The sequence below is a fragment of the Bacillus nitroreducens genome (assembly GCF_964021195.1).
The window spans coordinates 2,219,824-2,240,993 of the sequence record NZ_CAXHYI020000003.1; the positions used below are offsets into that span (position 1 = coordinate 2,219,824).

The window sequence follows — 21,170 nt, forward strand, 5'->3', positions numbered from 1 at the left end:
GGGTAATGGTATTGGTTATTAGGGGGGGACTAGCTTGATTGAAATGCATTTTAGAGAACCAACAGAGGCACAAAAAATGTTTAAGGGCTTACTAGAAAAAGTAAAAGCTCTTTCTATAGATTACATACGGGTTGAACATGAAGAAGAGAATGTGGTGTCTGTCTACATATCAGAAAAGATCCAATATGCAGTTCAAGTTGTGATTATTCCAGTGATGATTGAATTTATAATCAAAAATAGAGAGGACGATTGGATCCTCGATTACATTGAAAATATATTTTACTTTACGGATTACGAGGAGAAAAAACAAATTTTAGAGATTGCAAAGGCATTAATGGATGGGAGTAACCCTGAGATTCCAACAGTTCAGGATGTTGTTCCGCGCGAACAACTAATTGCGGAGGCACTCCATGATTTTTTAGAGATACCTATTTCATTTTCATTCGAGTCGTTTATTAAATTTCGTATGCGTTCCTATAATGAGGCGTTATTGCAAGTTGTAGAAGCGGCTATAGATGAATATAAGCTGGAGCAGGAATATCAAACATTTATTCAAGGATTACGTGAATTTCGGGAAAACCGTGAACCACTCCTTGACGAATTACATATTTTACACGATGAACAATTTTACTTTTTTAATCCAGATTTTACAGAAATCAAGCGAGATGAGTTATTTAAGTATATTGATCGAAAATTAATTTTACATCAACCGATGTATATTGATTCTGCGGTATTAGCACCTTTAGTTTCTATTTCACCTAAATCAATTTCAATATATACTGACCAAATTGATAATGGAATGGTCCAGACCATTCATAATATTTTTTTGGAAAATGTTACGATATACACTAAAAAATCATTTGAAAATCGTCGTCTAAAAGCAAAAAACATATAAAATGTGTGAAGTGGCCTTGATTTAACTTTTAAATAGGACTATAATACCTACATATTATCAATATTCACTTAAATAGTGTAAAAGTTATGATGAGGACACGATCAATTATTACGGTTTATCAGAGAAGGAAGCCTAGGCTGGAAGCTTTCTAACACGAATAATATGATTACCACCTCTAAACTTCAGTAGTGAAGCTTTGTATGCAAAGTTGTAATTACTGACGGAAAAAACCGTTATTTTTTTCTTGAGCCATGCCAAGACGTACTTTTTTGTATGTTTGACATGGGAACAAGGGTGGAACCACGATACATATACTCGTCCCTTTTTTAGGGACGGGTATTTTTTATTTTTATTTTTATCTAGCTCCAGGCGCCATCGCCTCTCTTGACTAATCGCTTCGTAAGGTAAGATGTACCTTCTTAGCAGCACTCATCTTATGCTTGTCGTCAAAGGCTTTAGCGCCTAGAGCTTTAAAATTAAAGGAGTTGAAACTGATGTCAGAGGTAGTAAAAATTACATTCCCAGACGGAGCAGTGAAGGAGTTTCCTAAAGGAATCACAACAGAAGAAATTGCAGGCTCAATCAGCCCAGGACTGAAGAAAAAATCGATGGCTGGAAAATTCAATGGTCAAGAAATTGATTTGCGTACTGAAATCCATGAAGATGGTGAAATTGCTATTATTATCCAAGATACGGATGCAGCATTAGAGATCATGCGACATAGTACAGCTCACTTAATGGCACAAGCAATTAAACGCCTTTACAAAGACGTAAAGCTTGGAATAGGTCCAGTCATTGAAAATGGCTTCTATTATGATATTGATATGGAAACATCTTTAACACCTGAAGATTTACCAATTATTGAAAAAGAAATGAAGAAAATTGTGAATGAGAACCTTGAAATTCACCGTGTTGAGGTTACACGAGATGAAGCGATTCGTCGTTATGAGGAAATTGGTGATGAACTAAAGCTTGAATTAATTCAAGATATTCCTGAGGGTGAAACATTATCAATTTATGAACAAGGTGAATTCTTTGATCTTTGCCGTGGAGTTCATGTTCCTTCAACAGGAAAAATTAAAGAATTTAAGCTGTTGAGCATTGCTGGAGCTTACTGGAGAGGCGATAGCGATAATAAGATGCTTCAACGTATTTATGGGACTGCATTTTTCAAAAAGGCTGACCTAGATGAATATCTTCGTTTACTAGAAGAAGCTAAAGAACGTGATCATCGTAAGTTAGGTAAAGAACTAAGCTTGTTTACAAATTCTCAAAAAGTAGGTCAAGGTTTACCACTTTGGCTTCCAAAAGGTGCTACAATTCGTCGCATTATTGAACGCTATATTGTGGATAAGGAAGTAAGACTTGGTTATGACCATGTGTATACACCTGTACTTGCAAATGTTGATCTATATAAAACTTCAGGACACTGGGATCATTACCAAGAAGATATGTTTCCTGTAATGGAAATGGATAATGAAGAGCTTGTATTGCGACCAATGAACTGCCCGCATCACATGATGATTTATAAAAATGGAATCCACAGCTATCGAAAACTTCCAATTCGAATTGCAGAATTGGGAACTATGCACCGTTATGAGATGAGTGGAGCGTTATCTGGACTACAACGTGTTCGAGGTATGACTCTTAACGATGCGCACATCTTTGTACGACCTGACCAAATTCAAGAAGAGTTCAAACGCGTTGTAAATCTGATATTAGAAGTGTACAAAGACTTTGATATCAAAGATTTCAGCTTCCGTCTTTCTTATCGTGATCCTGCTGATACTGAAAAATATTTCGATGATGATGCAATGTGGGAAAAAGCGCAATCGATGTTAAAAGCGGCAATGGATGACCTTGGCCTTGATTATTTCGAGGCAGAAGGTGAAGCGGCATTCTATGGTCCTAAGTTAGACGTTCAAGTTCGTACAGCACTTGGAAAAGATGAGACACTATCAACTGTTCAACTTGATTTCTTATTACCTGAACGCTTCGACCTAACGTATATTGGTGAGGATGGAAAACAACATCGTCCTGTCGTGATTCACCGTGGTGTTGTATCCACTATGGAACGCTTTGTAGCTTATCTAATTGAAGAATACAAAGGCGCATTCCCAACTTGGTTAGCACCAGTCCAAGTCCAAGTAATTCCTGTATCACCAGATGCGCATTTAGACTATGCGAAGAGTGTTCAAGAAAAACTTCAAGCCGAAGGATTACGTGTGGAAATTGATGACCGCGATGAAAAAATCGGATATAAAATCCGTGAAGCACAGATGCAAAAAGTACCATATATGCTTGTAGTAGGGGATAATGAAATTGAGGAGAATGCTGTAAACGTCCGTAGATATGGCCAACAAAAATCAGAGACTCATGCATTTGATACATTCCTTGCAAACATCCTGCAGGAAGTAAAAAAGTAAAAAACTAAAAAAAGCTTGTCAAAGATAACTGTGCATGCTAGAATAAACCTCGTTGTGTTATTCTAGTTGCACCGTTTGACAGTTATCATCATAGATGTTATACTTTTATAGGTAATTGAATACTTGTTTGAGAAAGTAGAAGCACCCGCTTCTCACCTGATTGACGCAAATTGCAGTTGGTAGGTTTTACGTTCATTAATCATTAATGTTGAAATGATGAATTGTAATAGTGTGGGTGTGTATACATCCACACTTTTTGTTTGTCTCTAATCTGTAATATGCGCAAGATTTCAAACGAGGCAATTCTTTAAAAAACCTTGGAGGTGGCTAATTATTAGCAAAGACATGATGGTAAACGAAGGCATCCGTGCCCGTGAAGTTCGTTTGATTGGTCAAAATGGTGATCAACTAGGAATTAAATCTAAAAATGAAGCATTAGAAATTGCTGCTCGAGCAAATCTGGACCTTGTAATGGTTGCGCCAAATGCGAAACCACCTGTATGTCGTATTATGGACTACGGTAAGTATCGTTTTGAGCAACAGAAGAGGGAAAAAGAAGCTCGTAAAAACCAAAAGGTTATTAACATCAAGGAAGTTAGACTTAGTCCAACAATTGATGAGCATGATTTTAACACTAAGCTTCGCAACGCGATCAAATTCCTTGAAAAGGGCGACAAAGTTAAAGCATCAATTCGCTTTAAAGGTCGTGCGATTACACATAAAGAAATCGGTCAACGTGTTTTAAATCGCTTTTCTGCAGCTTGTGCAGAAGTTGCAACAATTGAATCACATCCAAAAATGGATGGAAGAAGTATGTTTTTAGTACTAGCACCAAAAACTGAAAAGTAATAAATCGAGGAGGAACTCCCTATGCCAAAAATGAAAACACACCGTGGTAGTGCAAAGCGTTTTAAGAAAACAGGATCTGGAAAACTTAAACGTTCAAATGCATATACAAGTCACTTATTTGGAAATAAAACTCAAAAGCAAAAGCGTAAGCTTCGTAAAGCTTCATTAGTAAGCAAAGGCGATTTCAAACGTATTCGTCATATGTTAGACAACATTAAATAATCGTGATCGATTGATATAGATTCTAGGAGGGAAACAAAATGCCAAGAGTAAAAGGCGGAACAGTTACACGCAAACGTCGTAAAAAGGTATTAAAATTAGCTAAAGGTTATTTCGGTTCAAAACACACTTTATATAAAGTAGCAAACCAACAAGTAATGAAATCATTAATGTATGCTTACCGTGACCGTCGTCAAAAGAAACGCGACTTCCGTAAGCTATGGATTACTCGTATCAATGCTGCTGCTCGTCAAAACGGTCTTTCATACAGCCGTTTAATGCACGGTCTTAAAGTTGCTGGTATCGAAGTAAACCGTAAAATGCTTGCTGACCTAGCTGTTAGCGATGAAAAAGCATTTGCAGAATTAGCAACAGTTGCAAAAAACAACCTAAAATAAGTTTAGGTAAAAGGTTACTCCCATTGTAAAATGAGAGTAACCTTTTTTATTTTTACAACATGTCTGGTATAGAACAGAATTTAGTTTAGACGAAGGTGGTACTAGAATGATAATTCTCATAATCTACTTAAGTTTAAATCTTTATGGATTTTTACTCATGTATGTCGACAAAAATAGAGCAAGAAGAAACAAATGGCGAATCTCAGAAAAACACATTTGGATAGCATCCGTTTTAGGTGGTGCCTTAGGAGTTACTTTAGGAATGAAGCAATTCCGCCATAAGACGAAACATAGGCAATTTGTCATCCTCCTTCCAGCTCTTTCCGTCCTTACAATTGCACTCTACTTATATATTTACATGAACTTGTCATAACTACTTGTACGATTGTATATGCTTAAATAGCACTTGAATTAGCACACTAGAAATGAGGTGAGTCGGACGATTGGATGAAACAATGACACTTCTGTTTGTTTTGATGGAATCCACTGGACTACTCGCCCCCATTATATTTATTGCGTTACATCTTATCCGGCCCGTCCTATTCATACCTGTACCTGTCATATGTATCGTTGGGGGGATTTTATTTGGATCTGTTTTTGGAACAATCTATTCATTACTAGGCTTAACCACGCTCAGCATTGTTTTTTATTTTTTATATAGGCAAGTCCCCAAACTAGCAAAAAAAATTAACACACTCAAACTAAAGTGGTTGGGTGACAAAGTGAATTTTACCATTGGGCAAATTGCTATTTTACGACTTATTCCTTTTATTAATTTTCATCTATTATCCTTATGTCTCATGGATGTTTCGAGAAATTTTCGCGAATATGCCAAAGGCTCCTTCTATTCAAATATCCCAGTTGCTCTTCTTTACACTGTTTTCGGTCAATTTATCCGTGAATTTTCTACAACTGTTATACTCACAATTCTCCTAGCACTCACTCTCTTATTCTATTTACTCAGAGAAAAACAGGTGATTATCAAGTGGCATGAATTTTTTAAACCAAGTAAATCCTATCAATGAAAAAACAGTCGTGAATTAGCGTTCACGACTGTTTTCTCTAATAAGTTCCTTAATCGGACTTTTCCAATCAATTTTTGCATGTGGATAAATTTCATTAATTCGACGTTCAATGTATTGAAAATCTGTCAATGTTAATCCCTTAAGATTGTCTTTTTTGGCCCAAATAAAAATGGACACAATCTCAAATGATTTTTGAGTTGTTCCTAAATATTTTTCCCCTTCGAATAATACACCTTTGTACGTTAATAAAAAATTTTTATGGACATTTTCTTGATCATCGTACCAGAAGAATTCACCTTTTTCATGAGCAAGTTCAAGTTTCCTCTTTGGATTCAAAACATACTTAAAAATCCGATATAGTAGGAAAATAATGAGAAGTATTAGTACAAAACGAATAAGTAGGACAAACATAAGAGGACTCCCTCCATTCTCAATATGCCAACATATACGATTTACATACGGAAAAGGTTTCAAGTTTTTTGTTATTTGTTATAATTTCTTTCGAAGGAGGTCGAGATTACATGACATTTAACGTAAAGATCATGTTGATAAATGAAGATGCAAGACTCCCATTACAAGCGAACCCTGGTGATGCTGGATTAGATTTATTTTCTGCCGAAGAAAAAAAGATTAAACCTGGTGAGGCGCAAATGATCAAAACAGGAATTAAAATGGAACTGCCACCTGGAACAGAAGCACAAGTCAGACCAAGAAGTGGACTAGCACTCAAGCATTCCGTAACCGTATTGAATAGCCCGGGAACGATTGACGAGGGATACCGTGGAGAAATTGGTGTTATCTTAATCAATCACGGCAAACAGGACTTCATAGTGGAAAAGCATATGAGAATCGCACAGATGGTGATAGCCCCGGTTGCACAGGTGAATTTGCATCAGGTTGATGAAATCACAAGGTCCGAAAGAGGAGAAGGTGGGTTTGGATCTAGTGGAGTAAAATAAAAGATCACCTATCATTGCTCGATTACCAATATTTTCTGTATAATGAAATCGTTAAATTAACGAAAGTTAGGTGATGTAATAATGACAAAGCTTGATGAAACATTAACGATGCTTAAAGATCTAACTGATGCAAAAGGTATCCCAGGTAATGAACGTGAGCCTTGTGAAGTCATGAAGAAATACATAACACCATACTCTGATGAAATTTTGTATGATGGGCTTGGAAGCTTAATTGCGAAAAAAGAAGGCAAAGCCAACGGACCCAAAATTATGATATCTGGTCACCTTGATGAAGTAGGTTTTATGATTACCCAAATTGATGATAAAGGATTTTTACGTTTTCAAACAGTTGGCGGTTGGTGGTCACAGGTCATGCTTGCACAACGTGTAACAGTTGTTACTAGTAAAGGAGATATAACGGGTGTTATTGGTTCAAAACCACCCCATATTTTATCCCCTGAAGCACGTAAAAAGCCGGTTGACATTAAAGATATGTTTATTGATATCGGCGCATCAAGCAGGGAGCAGGCTCTAGAATTTGGAGTGAGACCTGGTGATCAAGTTGTCCCATATTTTGAATTCACTGTCATGAACAATGAAAAAATGTTGTTAGCGAAAGCATGGGATAACCGTATTGGCTGTGCTATTGCGATTGATGTATTAAAATATTTGAAGAATGAAGAACATGCGAATGTTGTTTATGGAGTCGGTTCTGTTCAAGAAGAAGTTGGTCTTCGTGGTGCAAAAACAGCTGCAACGATGATCAAGCCTGATATTGCGATTGCTGTTGATGTAGGAATCGCAGGCGATACTCCTGGAATTTCAGAAAAAGAAGCGTTAAGTAAAATGGGGGATGGACCACAAATTATTCTTTATGATGCGTCAATGGTTTCCCACAAAGGTTTGCGTGATTTTGTAGTTGGGGTAGCAGATGAACTCAAAATCCCATATCAATTTGATGCCATTGCGGGTGGAGGAACTGACGCAGGTGCCATCCATATTACGTTAGAAGGTGTTCCATCATTAGCGATAACGATAGCTACTCGTTATATTCATTCACATGCTGGAATACTACACCGTGATGATTATGAAAATGCTGTTAAGCTAATTGCAGAGGTTATTAAAAGGTTAGACCAAGAAACTGTCAATAAAATCAAATTTGATTAAATATCTACCCGAAATAATTAAAGCCGATGAGATTTATCATCGGCCTTTTGCGTTTATTGCTTTAATCCATCCTCTAATGTCGAAAGCATTTCTTGCTTTTCCTCTTGGCTTGCGTTTTGCCAAATCACTTCAAATAATACACCAAGACCTGGAAGCATTTTTTCTTCTCCGCTTTGGATGGCATCTACAATTGTATCCTCTAATTCAGCTTGCGAGTTTCCCGCGACATTGTGCTTAATCGCATGTCTTAAATTCAAATTCATTCACATGCACACCTTTCTTTATGTAACTTTTTCTTTAGTATGTTTTACGTTGTGCTGCTTTTTTATGTATGTTTGTTAGGATATAATGGAAAAAGAATTGACATAAAGGAGCTACTGGTACGTTGAAACGAATTGAATCTAATAAAAATCCCCAAATAAAACAATGGAAAAAACTACATACAAAAAAAGAGCGGGACAAGAATGGCATATTTATGATTGAAGGATTTCATTTAGTTGAAGAGGCTCTAAATAATGATGCAATAATCCGTGAGTTGATTATTAGTGAAACGATTGAGATTCCAAAGAACTGGAATGTAGACAATCTGGCGATCACTATTGTAACTGATAAAATCATGCAGGAAATCAGTGATACGGATACCTCTCAAGGAGTAGCCGCTATTTGTGAGCAATATTCTAAAATAGAAGCTGATTCTTATTCCAGGGTGCTTTTAGTTGATGCTGTACAGGACCCTGGTAATCTTGGGACGATGATTCGGACTGCTGATGCAGCAGGTATAGATGCTGTGATTATTGGTGATGGAAGCGTTGATGTCTATAATTCTAAGGTGTTACGTTCTACTCAAGGCTCTATTTTTCATATACCTATTATGAAAGAGAATTTACATGAAACCATTGCACGACTTAAACAAAATGGTGTTAAAGTCTATGGAACATCTTTAAAAAATGCAATTGACTATAAAGAAGCGACTATTGGAGATTCCTTTGCACTCATTGTTGGAAATGAAGGGAATGGAGTTCATCCCGAATTACTAGAAAAGACAGATCAAAATTTATATATTCCCATTTATGGAAAAAGCGAATCACTAAATGTAGCGGTAGCAGCTGGAATCTTACTTTATCATTTGCGATAAAGGGAGGGAGACTAATTAGCGACTTTTTTGGAAGGTCAGTCATTGGAGACCCATTTCAATGGTTATCTACTTCACATATCATCATGCTAGGTGTATTGCTAGGATCAGGGGTTTTATTATATTGTTTGCGAGCAAGGCTCTCAAAAGGAAAAGACATCATACGATTTTTCCTAGCGCTTATTTTATTGATAAGTGAGTTGACTCTATATGTTTGGTACGTGCATACGGGGTTCTGGGATCTAGTTGATTCCCTTCCATTTCACCTCTGCTCCATTTCGTTAATATTAAGTATCATCATGTTATTGACGCGAAGTTATTTTTGGTTTGAGATTACTTATTTTTTAGCCATAGGAGGAGCGTTACAGGCAATGGTAACACCAGAGCTCGCCTATGACTTTCCGCACTATCGGTATTTTCATTTCTTTCTGGCTCATATTGCGATTATTCTTTCGAGTTTATATATGCTCTGGTATGAGAAGTGTAGACCAACAATTAAATCGGTGTGGAAGGCGTTTGTGGCATTAAACATACTTGCGTTTGTTGTCTTTTTCATTAACAAAGTGACAGGAGGTAATTATATGTTTCTTGCTAGAAAACCATCCAATCCGAGTTTAATTGACCTTCTTGGTCCGTATCCGTGGTATATTCTATCATTAGAAGTTGTCGCCTTCGCTATATTTTTTATACTTTATTTACCGTTTGTTTTTAAAAAGAGTGAACCTTTTAAGAACTAAGTTCGTATATAAGGATATGAACTTAGTAAATGAGGTGTTTTAAGTGTTAATATCCTATCTGTTAGTCTTTATACTGGCTGCTGTACCCTTATTCGAACTAATTGCAGTTATTCCAATTGCAATTATTGGTGGGTTGTCTCCTATACCTGTAGCAATTCTAGGATTTTTAGGAAACTTACTAACAGTTCTACTGTTAATTTTATTTGTTGATAAAATTAAGATTTGGATGAAAGCTCGAAAGCGAAAGAAGGTTCCAGTAAGAGAAGGGGAGCGAGTGGAGGCTCTAAATGGTGAAGGGATTATGACCCAAGAAAGTGTAGAGATTGATTCTGAAGTGGAGTCCAAAAAAGAAAAACGTGCACGGTCTATTTTTGACAAGTATGGTTTACCAGGCTTAACGATTCTCGGCCCATTACTCGTTGGCTCACATATCTCCGCTTTGATGAGCATGAGTTTTGGTTCGAGTAGAAAGTTAGTAACAGGCTGGATGATTGCGAGTTTATTATTATGGACTGTTGTGTTTACAGTGTTGGCAGGTTCTGGAATCAGCTTTTTTGCACCAGAAATCCAGGAAAATGGATTTTTAGTGCGTATGTTTAAATAAATATTATCGCGTTATGTTAAAATGGGTTTGATTTGCTTAACGAGAATACGTATAATATAATTTATATGCTTACATATCGTAAAAACGATGAAAGAGAAGAGTAGCTTTCCACTCACTATCTAGGGAGAAAATGCCGTGACTGCAAGCATTTTTATAGTAGAAGAAAGTGAATTCACCTCTTGAGTTGGCACCAGGACCGATCTAATCGTAAAGGTGTACCGGCATTTGCCGTTATCGAAACGAAGTGAACAATTACAATTTGTGTAGTTGTTAACAAGGGTGGTACCGCGAATCTAAACCTCGTCCCTTTTTTGGGATTGGGGTTTTTTATTTTGTCTTATTGTCTAGCTCAAGGCGCAATCGGCTCGAGGGAATAAGCCACTACGGAAGGCAAAAAAACGCCTACTGTCTATACGATCCACGAAGAACGATCGCCTTTATGCTTTTCTAAGAAAAAGGAGGAAAAACAATGCAAGAGAGATTACTTGAGCTTAAAGATGAAGCTTTAGCAAAAGTTGAAGCTGCAACGAATCTGAAAGAATTAAATGATATTCGTGTTGCTTATTTAGGGAAAAAAGGACCGATTACAGAAGTCCTAAGAGGAATGGGCAAGCTTTCTGCTGAAGAGCGTCCAAAGATGGGGGCACTCGTTAACGAGGTAAGAGAGCAAATCACTGAAAATTTAACAGCAAAACAAGAATTACTTGAAAAAGAAGAGGTTGAGAGAAAATTAGCCTCTGAAACAATTGATGTTACATTGCCTGGAAGACCAATAAAGGTAGGAGGGCCGCACCCATTAACTAAGGTCATTGAAGAAATTGAAGATCTTTTCTTAGGAATGGGATATTCGATTGCGGAAGGTCCTGAAGTAGAGACCGATTATTACAATTTTGAGGCTTTAAATTTACCTAAAGATCATCCAGCAAGGGATATGCAGGATTCATTTTATATCACAGAGGATATTCTTCTTCGTACACAAACTTCTCCAGTTCAAGCAAGAACAATGGAGAAACATAAAGGCAAAGGTCCTGTGAAAATTATTTGTCCTGGTAAAGTGTACCGCCGTGATAACGACGATGCGACACACTCTCATCAATTCACACAAATTGAAGGTTTAGTAGTTGATGAAAATATCCGTATGAGTGACCTAAAGGGAACACTTAATACATTTGCGAAAAAAATGTTTGGTGAGGACCGTGAAATTCGTCTACGTCCTAGCTTTTTCCCATTTACAGAACCTTCAGTTGAAATGGATATCTCTTGCTTTAAATGTGGGGGAGATGGCTGTAATGTATGTAAGAAGACAGGTTGGATTGAAATTTTAGGTGCAGGTATGGTTCATCCAAATGTACTTGAAATGTCTGGTTTTGATCCAAAGAAATACACAGGATTCGCTTTCGGGATGGGACCAGAGCGTATTGCCATGTTGAAATATGGGATTGATGATATTCGTCATTTGTATACAAATGATAATCGTTTCATCAAGCAATTTAGTCGGAATTAAGGAGGGAGAACAATATGTTTGTTTCATATAAATGGTTGCAGGAATATGTTGATTTATCAGGTATCAATGCAGAAGACTTAGCAGAAAAAATTACTAGAAGTGGAATCGAAGTTGAAGGTGTTGACCACTTAGGTGAAGGTATTAGCGGAATTGTTGTTGGTCATGTCCTTGAATGTGAACAACACCCGAATGCGGACAAGCTTAATAAATGTCTTGTGGATATAGGTGAAGGCGAACCTGTTCAAATTATTTGCGGTGCACCAAATGTTGCGCAAGGGCAAAAAGTCATCGTAGCAAAAGTTGGAGCCGTGTTACCAGGTAATTTTAAAATCAAAAAGGCGAAACTTCGTGGTGAGGAATCTCATGGGATGATTTGCTCACTTCAAGAGCTTGGTATTGAATCAAAACTTGTATCAAAAGAATATGCGGAAGGAATCTTTGTATTCCCACATGATGTTGAACCAGGTGCGGACGCAATAGCTGAATTAAATCTAGATGACAAAGTTCTTGAATTAGGTCTAACACCTAACCGTGCAGATTGCTTAAGCATGTTAGGGGTTGCCTATGAGGTTGCAGCAATTTTAGGAAAAGAAGTGAAACTTCCACAACCTACAGTAACAACAACAACTGAAAAAGCAGAAGACTATATATCCATTTCAGTCGAAGCAAAAGAAGACAATCCATTATATGTGGCTCGAGTAGTAAAGGATGTAAAAATTGGTCCATCTCCATTATGGCTTCAAACACGCTTAATGGCTGAAGGAATTCGTCCACATAACAATGTTGTTGATATTACGAATTATATCTTATTAGAATATGGTCAACCATTACATGCGTTTGACTATGACCGACTAGGATCTAAAGAAATTCTTGTAAGACGTGCAAAAAATGGTGAGAAGATTACAACATTAGATAATTCAGAACGTACATTAACCGATGAACATCTTGTTATTACAAATGGTACCGTTCCAGTTGCATTAGCTGGTGTAATGGGCGGGGCTGATTCTGAAGTGAAAAATGACACAACAACTGTACTAATTGAGTCTGCTTATTTTGCAGGTTCAACCATCCGTAAGTCGTCTAAAGATCATGGTTTACGTAGTGAGGCTAGTGCACGATTTGAAAAAGGCATAGATCCGAATCGCACGCGTGAAGCTGCGGACCGAGCAGCTGAACTTATGGTCGAACTTGCAGGTGGTGTAGTGCTCGAAGGTGTTGTAGCTGTTGACACACTTGATGTAAAACCAGTGGATGTTTCAGTATCTCTTGATCGAATCAATCAAGTGTTAGGAACTGACATTACAAAAGAAAAAGTAGAAGAGATTTTTACAAATCTTCAATTCGCATATACAGTCGATAATGATGTATTCCATGTTACTGCTCCTACTCGCAGACCTGACATTACAATCGAAGAGGATTTAATAGAGGAAGTTGCAAGGCTTTATGGCTATGATCAATTACCAACAACTCTTCCAGTTGGTGAATCAAATCCAGGAAGGTTAACAGACTATCAAGCGAAGCGTCGTATCGTAAGAAGATATTTAGAAGGTGTTGGATTATATCAAAGCACCACTTATTCACTTACAAGTTCTGAGAAAGTAAATAAATACGCTCTTGAAGTAAGTGAGCCAATACGCTTAAAGATGCCTATGAGTGAAGAACGCAGTGTCTTAAGATTAAGCCTTCTACCACACTTATTAGAGGTCGTTTCACATAATCTTGCTCGCCAAATTGATAGTGTAGGTACGTATGAAACTAGCTCTGTATTCATTACTAGACCAAATGAAGTATTACCAGAAGAAAAAGAGCACTTAGCGATTGCTCTTACAGGCATGTGGTTATCACCTACATGGCAAGGTGAGAAAAAGCCAGTAGATTTCTATGTAGTAAAAGGAATCCTAGAAGGTCTGTTTGAAAGGCTTGGCCTTGGAAACAGAACGTCATTCCTTCAAGCAAGAGTAGAGGGGATGCACCCTGGTCGTACTGCGACTGTATTATTAGATAACAAGGAAATTGGATTTATTGGTCAAATTCATCCAAATGTTCAAAAAGACTTAGATCTAACACCAACTTATGTGGTTGAATTATCATTAAAAGATGTGTTAGAAGCGGATGTTGAGGAAGTTATATATGAACCAATTCCACGATTCCCATCTATGACTCGTGACATTGCCCTTGTGGTAGACAGTACAGTAGCTGCTGGTGATATGAAACATGCTATTGTTGAAGCGGGAGGTAAACTACTTCGTGAAGTAACGATCTTTGACCTTTACGAAGGAGAGCGCATGGAACCAGGCAAGAAATCAGTGGCATATTCAATCAAATATTTTGATCCTGAACGCACCTTAACCGAAGAAGAAGTAACGAAAGCGCACGAAAAAGTATTAAAAGCAGTAGCAGATAGATTTGACGCAACATTGCGTTCATAATGTAAAAGGAGTGGGTTCAATTTCCCACTCCTTTTTAATAATTTCTAGCGCGAACTGCCGGGCACTTCTTATACTCCAGCAATTTTCCTTGCTTTATTTGTATTAGCAAAATGAAATTTTGTAAATGCACGTAATGCATCAATGCCTTGCTTCTTGATAAGCTTTGCTGCAACTACATCTACTTGAGCTCCTGCTCCTTTTTTTAATTCCAAACCTGCTTTTTTGCTTAATTTATCAAATTCTTTTATAAAAGAATAACGTGCAATTATCGATGCAGCAGCTACAGAAAGATGGACACCTTCGGCTTTCGTACTGAAAAAGACGTTTTCCTTTATAATTTCTCTTTGACCTGATAAATGTTTGAAATACACATCAGGAACAGCGAATTGGTCAATTAAAATGCCATCTGGCTTGATAGGAGCAATTTTTTTTAGTACATGTCCAATGGCCTGATTATGGAGTAATGCTTTCATTTTTCCTTGTGTCATGCCTTTTTCTTGCATCTCATTGTATTTCTCGTTATGTAAAATTAAGAGGCTATATGGAATGACATGAATAATGGATTCTGCAATCTCACAAATTTGTTTATCATTTAAGTCTTTGGAATCCTTCACCCCAAGTTCCTTTAATAATGCAATTTTGTCATTAGACACATAAGCAGCAACGACGGTCATTGGTCCAAAATAATCTCCAGTTCCAACTTCATCAGAGCCAATCATCGAAAGCGTACTGATATTAACTGGTAAACTACTTTTCTTAGCTGTCGTTTTTTTAGGAGTGCCTGTATTAGTAGGTGTTTCTGAACTTCCCCATATTTCCACCTCTGTGGTAGCTTGATTTCCTTGAAATAAGACTTTTCCAGACTTATATGCAGTTATTGTACAGCTTGGAAGTTTGGCAACAAATATTCCACCCTGTGGGACTTTGTCCTGTAAGTAACGTTTATAATGAGACTTCATTTTTTCGATTGTACCAGGGGTACATTTTAAGACGGAATTTGACAAAAATAACAACCCCTTATAAAATGGATAAATTCTATTTTGCGTTGCCAGATCCAGCGTCTAGCCCCTCCAGGTCACAAGTCAATCCGTCAAGAAGGTCAAAGAACAACCTTGTAGCCAGGCTGTCCCTGATTTTTGTCGGATTTGTACAGGACAAGGAGGGCTTCGAGAGCATTACCATCGCACGAAGAAAATGCAAAGCATTTTGGATGCAGTGCTGATATCGACATTTGGCATAGGACGTGGCAGTAGTTAGTCGATGTTCCTCCTACAAGGTGCGCTTTTATTTCTATCATAACGTTTGTTGAGATTTCTTTCCATAAATATCGTGTTCGTGGTATTATTATTTATATTACGGTTCAAAAAGGAGGATAAAAAGGACCGCGTCAAGGACGCGATGTCCTGTCGCATTGTGGACACTAGCACGTCCTGTGCGTCGAAAGTTCGAGGTGGAGCTGCTTTGAGGAACGAAAACGTATGGTGTTGATACGTGAGCAGATGTTCTTTTCCAAGGGACTATAAAAGCAAACCAACGAGCTTTCACAGGATGTGGTGAATTCGACGTTCGACACAGGACGTGTCGGTAACAAGTCGTATTTCCATAACCGATGTGTCATTTTACCGGACTTTTTGAACACCCTTGTTTAGGATTGACTAGAATGGAGGCCAATTACTTGTCACAGCCACAAAAAACAAGAACCACTGTAGATATATATGGACAACAATATTCGATTATCGGGTCTGAGAGCACAAGTCATATACGCCTCGTGGCCTCAATTGTCGATGATAAAATGAGAGAAATTAGCGCTAAGAATTCAACGCTTGATATTAATAAACTAGCAGTACTAACAGCTGTGAATATTGTTCATGAACATTTAAAGCTGAAGGAAGATTATGAAAAGCTGGAAAAAATGTTAGAACAAGCAAAAAATGAAAAGGATTGACGAAGTATGTTCGATTTAATTTTAATCATCATCCTCCTAATGGGATTCATCATCGGTGTAAGAAGAGGGTTTATCCTTCAAATCGTTCATCTTACTGGTTTTATCGTAGCATTTATTGTCGCGTATCTATATTATGATGATCTTATGCCGAAAATAATATTATGGATTCCATATCCAACGTTCGGTGACACTGAAACCATGAAGTTTTTATTTGAAGGCACAAATTTAGAAACGGCTTATTATCGAGCAATTGCCTTCGCGATTATTTTCTTTGGAACAAAGTTTGTTTGGCAAATCATTGGTTCAATGTTAGATTTCCTTGCAAATCTACCATTTTTAAAACAAATTAATGGTTGGGCCGGAGGACTACTAGGTTTTGTTGAAGTGTATTTAGTTGTATTTATCGTCCTTTATATCGGAGCACTACTGCCTGTAGAGCTGGTCCAGTCTAATATTAATGATTCATTTATGGCCAAAATAATCGTTCAACATACACCTTTTTTTGCAGGAAAAATTAAAGATATGTGGATTTAAAGATATGTAACAGAAGTCTCGGTGCTTAAAGTGTGATAAGCCATATGTGTTTTTATAACCTTCTTTAACTTCTCTCTTATGGGGAAGTTTTTTTTATGTTGCTTTATGAAAATATCATTTTTCTCACAATAAGTGACTTTTTTGCAAAATATCTGTATCATTTTGGATAGTTAATCGTATGGAATATAGGTAGGTGTTTACACAATGACAATCAATAAAAAAGATGTAATAAAACTATTAGAAACGATCGCTATTTATATGGAATTAAAAGGGGACAACCCTTTCAAAATATCAGCTTTTCGTAAAGCAGCTGCTGCCCTTGAAAATGATGACCGTAGCTTGTCAGCTATCGATGATTTCACTAAAATACCAGGAATAGGAAAAGGTACATCGGCGGTTATCACAGAATATATACAAACCAAAAAATCTGATGTGCTAAATGAATTGAAGGAACAAGTTCCAGAAGGACTGATTCCTTTATTAAACCTGCCAGGACTTGGTGGTAAAAAAATAGCCAAACTCTATAAAGAACTAGGCATTGAAGATATGGAAATGTTAAAGCAAGCGTGTTTAAATGAAAAAATTCAACATTTAGCAGGATTTGGGAAAAAAACAGAAGAAAAGATACTGGCTGCGATAGAGGAACATGGGAAACGGCCAGACCGTTTGCCTATTGCTCTTATGCTTGCGCTTGCGGAAGACATCGAAAAACAACTTAGTACGATGGATGGAATCATTTCGTATTCACGTGCAGGAAGCCTACGCCGAATGAGAGAAACAATTAAAGACCTTGATTTTATTATTTCAACAAATGACCCAAGCAAGGTTCGGGAACAACTTTTACAGTTAAATGACATTAATGGTATTATCTCGAATGGTGATACTAAGGTTTCCGTACAGATTTCATATGGTTATGATATCTCAGTGGATTTTCGTCTAGTGAAGCCACATGAATTTGCAACGACACTTCATCATTTTACAGGGAGTAAAGATCATAATGTCAGAATGAGGCAATTAGCTAAAGAACGTGGTGAAAAAATTAGTGAATATGGTGTGGAAGATAGTGAAACAGGTGAGATTAAGACCTTTGAAACAGAAGAAGAATTTTATCAATATTTTGGACTGACTTTTATCCCGCCAGAACTCAGAGAAGATGGGTCAGAAGTAGAAGCATTCCAAAAGGAAGTTGACCATATTCGACTCGAAGATATTAAAGGTGACCTCCATATGCACACATCCTGGAGTGATGGAGCTTTTAGTATTGAAGAAATGGTTGAAGCATGCAGGAAGAAAGGCTATCAGTACATGGCTATTACTGATCATTCTCAATATCTTCGAGTTGCAAACGGCCTTACCCCAGACCGTTTACTTGCCCAACATGAAGAAATTAAAAGACTTAACGAAAAATATGAAGATTTTACGATATTCACAGGTGTAGAAATGGATATCCTTCCTGATGGAAGACTTGATTATGATGACGAAATAATTAGGGATGTTGATGTTGTGATTGCATCGATCCATTCAAGCTTCTCACAGCCGCGAGAGAAAATTATGCATCGTTTAAAAAACGCATTGAAAAATCTACATGTGGATATCATTGCTCATCCCACCGGAAGAATACTTGGGCGAAGACAGGGATATGACGTAGATGTAGATATGTTAATTGAGCTTGCAAAAGAAACAAACACAGCACTAGAGTTAAATGCGAACTTGAATCGATTAGACCTTTCTTCAGAATATATTAGAAAAGCACAAGATGCAGGCGTAAAACTAGTTATTAACACGGATGCACATAATATAGATATGCTAGAGGATATGGTCTACGGCATTTCTGCAGCTACAAAAGGTTGGATTAAAAAGGAAAGTGTTATTAATACATGGGAAAAGGATGAATTACTCGCATATTTAAAACGAAATTTTCAGGGGTGAAAAAAGTAGTTGGTAGCAAGAAGGGAGTTACGACATGCAACCAAGAGTTTTAAAGGTACTAGAATTTGATAAAGTAAAAGAACAACTAAAGCAACATGTTTCATCCTCTTTAGGAAGAGAAAAGGTCGAAAAAATGATTCCATCAACAAATCTAGATGAGGTTATTTTTCTACAAGAACAAACGGATGAAGCAGCGAAAGTATTACGGTTAAAGGGGAACGTTCCACTTGGTGGGTTAACAGATATCAGGGCTGCTGTTAAACGTGCTAGTATAGGTGGGGCTTTAAATACGCTGGAACTATTAGATATCGCAGGAACGATATATGCTGGTAGACAGATGAAAAAATTTGTTGAAGGTATGATTGAGGACGATATTGAACTTCCTATACTAGGTGAACTTGTTGCATCGATTACACCCTTATTTGAGCTTGAACAAAAAATAAAAAATTGTATTGATGATAATGGTGTAGTGATGGACGGTGCGAGTGACAAATTGCGCGGTATCCGTCAGCAGCTACGTAGCAGTGAAGCACGTATTAGAGAAAAGCTAGAGCATATCATTCGTTCCTCATCAGCTCAAAAAACCTTATCAGATGCAATTATCACAATTCGAAATGAGCGTTATGTAATACCAGTTAAACAAGAATACCGTGGAACATACGGTGGGATTGTTCACGATCAATCTTCTTCAGGAGCAACATTGTTTATCGAGCCACAATCCGTTGTAGACCTTAACAATGTCTTACAGGAAGCAAGAGGCAAGGAAAAACAAGAAATCGACCGTATTCTATTGGAACTTTCAAATGAAGTGGCGGCTGAAGCAGAGTCTCTCTATCAAAATGTGGACACTCTTGGAGAACTAGATTTTATGTTTACAAAAGCCAACTATAGTAAAAAGGTAAAAGGTTCAAAGCCAATCATTAATGGGAATGGTTACGTCTCCATTAAAAAAGGTCGTCACCCTTTAATTGACCCACAAGAAGTCGTTCCAAATGATATTGAGCTTGGAAAGGACTATACTTCAATTGTTATTACTGGACCAAATACAGGTGGTAAAACAGTCACGTTAAAAACAATCGGCTTATTAACGCTCATGGCCCAATCGGGTATACAAATACCAGCAGAGGAAGAGTCGGAGATTGCTGTTTTTGAATCGATATATGCAGATATTGGGGACGAGCAATCAATCGAACAAAGCTTAAGTACGTTCTCATCTCATATGGTAAATATTGTTGATATTTTAAAACGAGTGGATTCAAATAGCTTAGTTCTTTTTGATGAATTAGGCGCTGGAACAGATCCTCAAGAAGGTGCAGCCCTTGCTATATCCATTCTGGATGAAGTATATAATCGCGGGGCAAGGGTAATGGCGACCACCCACTATCCAGAGCTTAAGGCATATGGATACAATCGAGAAGGTGTGGTTAATGCAAGTGTTGAATTCAATGTTGAAACTTTAAGTCCAACTTATAAGCTTTTGATAGGTGTACCTGGACGAAGTAATGCATTTGAAATTTCAAAACGACTCGGACTTTCTGACATCATTATAAACACTGCAAAAAATCATATTAGTTCGGAAACAAACACGGTTGAAAATATGATTGCTTCCTTAGAAAAAAGCAAAAAGGATGCAGAACATGAGCTTGATGAGGCAGAAGAAATTAGAAAGCAAGCAGAAAAACTTCATAAGCAGCTTCAGGAACAAATTATCGAGTTCAATCAACAGCGTGATAAACTATACGAAAAGGCAGAACAAAAAGCAGCCGAAACAATCAAGAATGCATTAGCTGAAGCGGAAGAAGTTATTCGTGATTTACGTAAAATGAAGCTAGAGCAACAATCGCTTGTGAAAGAACATCAATTAATTGACGCGAAGAAACGGTTGGAGAATGCTGTCCCACAACTGTCCCAAAAAGGTAATCAAGTTGTTGCGACAAAAACAAAGAGAAAATTAGTACCTGGAGACGAAGTGAAAGTGATAAGCTTAAATCAAAAGGGACATCTAATTGAAAAGACGACTAATAATGAATGGCAGGTACAAATTGGAATTTTAAAAATGAAGGTAAAAGAAAAAGACCTTGAATATGTCAGTAGTCCGAAACCAGTGGAAACAAAACCACTTGCGACAGTTAGAGGCAAGGATTACCATGTTAGTCTTGAGCTTGATTTACGTGGGGAACGATATGAAGACGCATTGGTAAGAGTGGAAAAATACATTGACGATGCTTTACTTGCCGGGTATCCACGTGTCTCAATTATACATGGTAAAGGAACAGGAGCCCTTCGCCAGGGAGTTCAAGAATTTCTGAAAAATCACCGCTCTGTAAAATCAACAAGGTTTGGAGAAGCAGGAGAAGGTGGTACAGGCGTCACAGTTGTTGAACTAAAATAACAATAAACGGAAATCTCTTGTAGGGA

Annotated in this window: 21 protein-coding genes and 3 other annotated features; of the genes, 18 read left to right on the top strand and 3 right to left on the bottom strand. The window is 37.4% G+C overall.

Translation table 11 applies throughout. The features are described 5' to 3' along the window. The first annotated feature begins 43 nt into the window (after nt 1–43). The 7 genes from ytxC (at nt 44) to ACWPVE_RS14650 (ending at nt 5,812) form a co-directional block, all read left to right on the top strand. Nucleotides 44–895, top strand: coding sequence for a putative sporulation protein YtxC (ytxC, locus tag ACWPVE_RS14620; RefSeq protein WP_453997554.1), 852 nt, complete (start codon nt 44–46; stop codon nt 893–895). A 77-nt stretch (nt 896–972) separates the two neighbouring features. Continuing rightward, nucleotides 973–1,221: a binding site (T-box leader), on the top strand. 168 nt (nt 1,222–1,389) lie between these two features. Then, nucleotides 1,390–3,321 carry a threonine--tRNA ligase gene (gene thrS / locus ACWPVE_RS14625; RefSeq protein WP_453994520.1) on the top strand — a complete coding sequence of 644 codons (1,932 nt, stop codon included), beginning with the start codon at nt 1,390–1,392 and terminating at the stop codon, nt 3,319–3,321. 127 nt (nt 3,322–3,448) lie between these two features. Next, nucleotides 3,449–3,586, top strand: a sequence feature (ribosomal protein L20 leader region). A gap of 65 nt (nt 3,587–3,651) precedes the next feature. Further along, entirely contained in the window at nt 3,652–4,170 is a 519-nt protein-coding gene (gene infC / locus ACWPVE_RS14630; RefSeq protein WP_453997556.1) for a translation initiation factor IF-3, read from the top strand. A 21-nt stretch (nt 4,171–4,191) separates the two neighbouring features. Further along, nucleotides 4,192–4,392, top strand: coding sequence for a 50S ribosomal protein L35 (rpmI, locus tag ACWPVE_RS14635; protein WP_453994522.1), 201 nt, complete (start codon nt 4,192–4,194; stop codon nt 4,390–4,392). 38 nt (nt 4,393–4,430) lie between these two features. Next, nucleotides 4,431–4,787, top strand: a complete 357-nt coding sequence (gene rplT / locus ACWPVE_RS14640) for a 50S ribosomal protein L20 (protein ID WP_453994524.1) — start codon at nt 4,431–4,433, stop codon at nt 4,785–4,787. Between the two features lie 106 nt (nt 4,788–4,893). Next, nucleotides 4,894–5,160, top strand: coding sequence for a DUF1294 domain-containing protein (locus tag ACWPVE_RS14645; RefSeq protein WP_453994526.1), 267 nt, complete (start codon nt 4,894–4,896; stop codon nt 5,158–5,160). A gap of 70 nt (nt 5,161–5,230) precedes the next feature. Continuing rightward, nucleotides 5,231–5,812 carry a TVP38/TMEM64 family protein gene (locus ACWPVE_RS14650; protein WP_453994528.1) on the top strand — a complete coding sequence of 194 codons (582 nt, stop codon included), beginning with the start codon at nt 5,231–5,233 and terminating at the stop codon, nt 5,810–5,812. Between the two features lie 15 nt (nt 5,813–5,827). On the opposite strand, the gene ACWPVE_RS14655 is transcribed toward ACWPVE_RS14650, so the two are convergent. Next, entirely contained in the window at nt 5,828–6,223 is a 396-nt protein-coding gene (locus tag ACWPVE_RS14655) for a sigma-w pathway protein ysdB (RefSeq protein WP_453994530.1), read from the bottom strand. A 110-nt stretch (nt 6,224–6,333) separates the two neighbouring features. Between ACWPVE_RS14655 and dut the strand changes: the two genes are divergently transcribed. Both dut and ACWPVE_RS14665 read left to right on the top strand, forming a co-directional pair. Further along, nucleotides 6,334–6,771, top strand: a complete 438-nt coding sequence (gene dut, locus ACWPVE_RS14660; protein ID WP_453994532.1) for a dUTP diphosphatase — start codon at nt 6,334–6,336, stop codon at nt 6,769–6,771. 81 nt (nt 6,772–6,852) lie between these two features. Beyond that, on the top strand, nt 6,853–7,938 hold the full coding sequence (locus tag ACWPVE_RS14665; RefSeq protein ID WP_453994534.1) for a M42 family metallopeptidase: 1,086 nt from the start codon (nt 6,853–6,855) through the stop codon (nt 7,936–7,938). Between the two features lie 53 nt (nt 7,939–7,991). Here the strand turns inward: ACWPVE_RS14665 and sspI are convergent, their stop codons facing one another. Then, nucleotides 7,992–8,201: a small acid-soluble spore protein SspI gene (sspI, locus tag ACWPVE_RS14670; protein ID WP_453994536.1), complete on the bottom strand. Its 210-nt coding sequence runs from the start codon at nt 8,199–8,201 to the stop codon at nt 7,992–7,994. A gap of 122 nt (nt 8,202–8,323) precedes the next feature. Here sspI and ACWPVE_RS14675 point away from each other — a divergent pair, with 122 nt between their 5' ends. The 5 genes from ACWPVE_RS14675 to pheT all read left to right on the top strand — a co-directional run bounded on the left by ACWPVE_RS14675 (nt 8,324) and on the right by pheT (nt 14,344). Then, nucleotides 8,324–9,073 (top strand): TrmH family RNA methyltransferase, encoded by a 750-nt coding sequence (locus ACWPVE_RS14675; RefSeq protein ID WP_453994539.1) that lies wholly within the window; start codon nt 8,324–8,326, stop codon nt 9,071–9,073. A 41-nt stretch (nt 9,074–9,114) separates the two neighbouring features. Further along, nucleotides 9,115–9,807 carry a YwaF family protein gene (locus ACWPVE_RS14680; RefSeq protein ID WP_453997558.1) on the top strand — a complete coding sequence of 231 codons (693 nt, stop codon included), beginning with the start codon at nt 9,115–9,117 and terminating at the stop codon, nt 9,805–9,807. A 43-nt stretch (nt 9,808–9,850) separates the two neighbouring features. Further along, on the top strand, nt 9,851–10,411 hold the full coding sequence (locus tag ACWPVE_RS14685) for a small multi-drug export protein (RefSeq protein ID WP_453994541.1): 561 nt from the start codon (nt 9,851–9,853) through the stop codon (nt 10,409–10,411). Between the two features lie 78 nt (nt 10,412–10,489). Next, nucleotides 10,490–10,722, top strand: a binding site (T-box leader). A gap of 158 nt (nt 10,723–10,880) precedes the next feature. After that, a complete protein-coding gene (gene pheS, locus ACWPVE_RS14690) occupies nt 10,881–11,915 on the top strand; it encodes a phenylalanine--tRNA ligase subunit alpha (protein ID WP_453994543.1) in 1,035 nt (344 codons plus the stop codon). A gap of 14 nt (nt 11,916–11,929) precedes the next feature. Continuing rightward, on the top strand, nt 11,930–14,344 hold the full coding sequence (pheT, locus tag ACWPVE_RS14695) for a phenylalanine--tRNA ligase subunit beta (protein WP_453994545.1): 2,415 nt from the start codon (nt 11,930–11,932) through the stop codon (nt 14,342–14,344). Nucleotides 14,345–14,412: 68 nt separating this feature from the next. Here pheT and rnhC read toward each other — a convergent pair whose 3' ends face one another. Continuing rightward, nucleotides 14,413–15,348, bottom strand: coding sequence for a ribonuclease HIII (gene rnhC, locus ACWPVE_RS14700; protein ID WP_453994547.1), 936 nt, complete (start codon nt 15,346–15,348; stop codon nt 14,413–14,415). Nucleotides 15,349–16,004: 656 nt separating this feature from the next. Here rnhC and zapA point away from each other — a divergent pair. The 4 genes from zapA (at nt 16,005) to ACWPVE_RS14720 (ending at nt 21,144) form a co-directional block, all read left to right on the top strand. Beyond that, nucleotides 16,005–16,289 carry a cell division protein ZapA gene (gene zapA / locus ACWPVE_RS14705; RefSeq protein WP_453994549.1) on the top strand — a complete coding sequence of 95 codons (285 nt, stop codon included), beginning with the start codon at nt 16,005–16,007 and terminating at the stop codon, nt 16,287–16,289. Between the two features lie 6 nt (nt 16,290–16,295). Then, nucleotides 16,296–16,823: a CvpA family protein gene (locus ACWPVE_RS14710; RefSeq protein ID WP_453994550.1), complete on the top strand. Its 528-nt coding sequence runs from the start codon at nt 16,296–16,298 to the stop codon at nt 16,821–16,823. Nucleotides 16,824–17,027: 204 nt separating this feature from the next. After that, nucleotides 17,028–18,752 (top strand): DNA polymerase/3'-5' exonuclease PolX, encoded by a 1,725-nt coding sequence (polX, locus tag ACWPVE_RS14715; RefSeq protein WP_453994552.1) that lies wholly within the window; start codon nt 17,028–17,030, stop codon nt 18,750–18,752. Nucleotides 18,753–18,786: 34 nt separating this feature from the next. Further along, nucleotides 18,787–21,144 (top strand): endonuclease MutS2, encoded by a 2,358-nt coding sequence (locus ACWPVE_RS14720; RefSeq protein WP_453994554.1) that lies wholly within the window; start codon nt 18,787–18,789, stop codon nt 21,142–21,144. Nucleotides 21,145–21,170 lie beyond the last annotated feature (26 nt).

Coding starts and splice junctions, on each gene's coding strand:
- polX (WP_453994552.1), top strand. CDS start 17,028: ATGACAATCAATAAAAAAGATGTAATAAAACTATTAGAAACGATCGCT.
- zapA (WP_453994549.1), top strand. CDS start 16,005: ATGGAGGCCAATTACTTGTCACAGCCACAAAAAACAAGAACCACTGTA.
- pheS (WP_453994543.1), top strand. CDS start 10,881: ATGCAAGAGAGATTACTTGAGCTTAAAGATGAAGCTTTAGCAAAAGTT.
- ACWPVE_RS14645 (WP_453994526.1), top strand. CDS start 4,894: ATGATAATTCTCATAATCTACTTAAGTTTAAATCTTTATGGATTTTTA.
- ACWPVE_RS14710 (WP_453994550.1), top strand. CDS start 16,296: ATGTTCGATTTAATTTTAATCATCATCCTCCTAATGGGATTCATCATC.
- rpmI (WP_453994522.1), top strand. CDS start 4,192: ATGCCAAAAATGAAAACACACCGTGGTAGTGCAAAGCGTTTTAAGAAA.
- ACWPVE_RS14720 (WP_453994554.1), top strand. CDS start 18,787: ATGCAACCAAGAGTTTTAAAGGTACTAGAATTTGATAAAGTAAAAGAA.
- ytxC (WP_453997554.1), top strand. CDS start 44: ATGCATTTTAGAGAACCAACAGAGGCACAAAAAATGTTTAAGGGCTTA.
- rplT (WP_453994524.1), top strand. CDS start 4,431: ATGCCAAGAGTAAAAGGCGGAACAGTTACACGCAAACGTCGTAAAAAG.
- sspI (WP_453994536.1), bottom strand. CDS start 8,201: ATGAATTTGAATTTAAGACATGCGATTAAGCACAATGTCGCGGGAAAC.
- thrS (WP_453994520.1), top strand. CDS start 1,390: ATGTCAGAGGTAGTAAAAATTACATTCCCAGACGGAGCAGTGAAGGAG.
- pheT (WP_453994545.1), top strand. CDS start 11,930: ATGTTTGTTTCATATAAATGGTTGCAGGAATATGTTGATTTATCAGGT.
- dut (WP_453994532.1), top strand. CDS start 6,334: ATGACATTTAACGTAAAGATCATGTTGATAAATGAAGATGCAAGACTC.
- ACWPVE_RS14655 (WP_453994530.1), bottom strand. CDS start 6,223: ATGTTTGTCCTACTTATTCGTTTTGTACTAATACTTCTCATTATTTTC.
- ACWPVE_RS14665 (WP_453994534.1), top strand. CDS start 6,853: ATGACAAAGCTTGATGAAACATTAACGATGCTTAAAGATCTAACTGAT.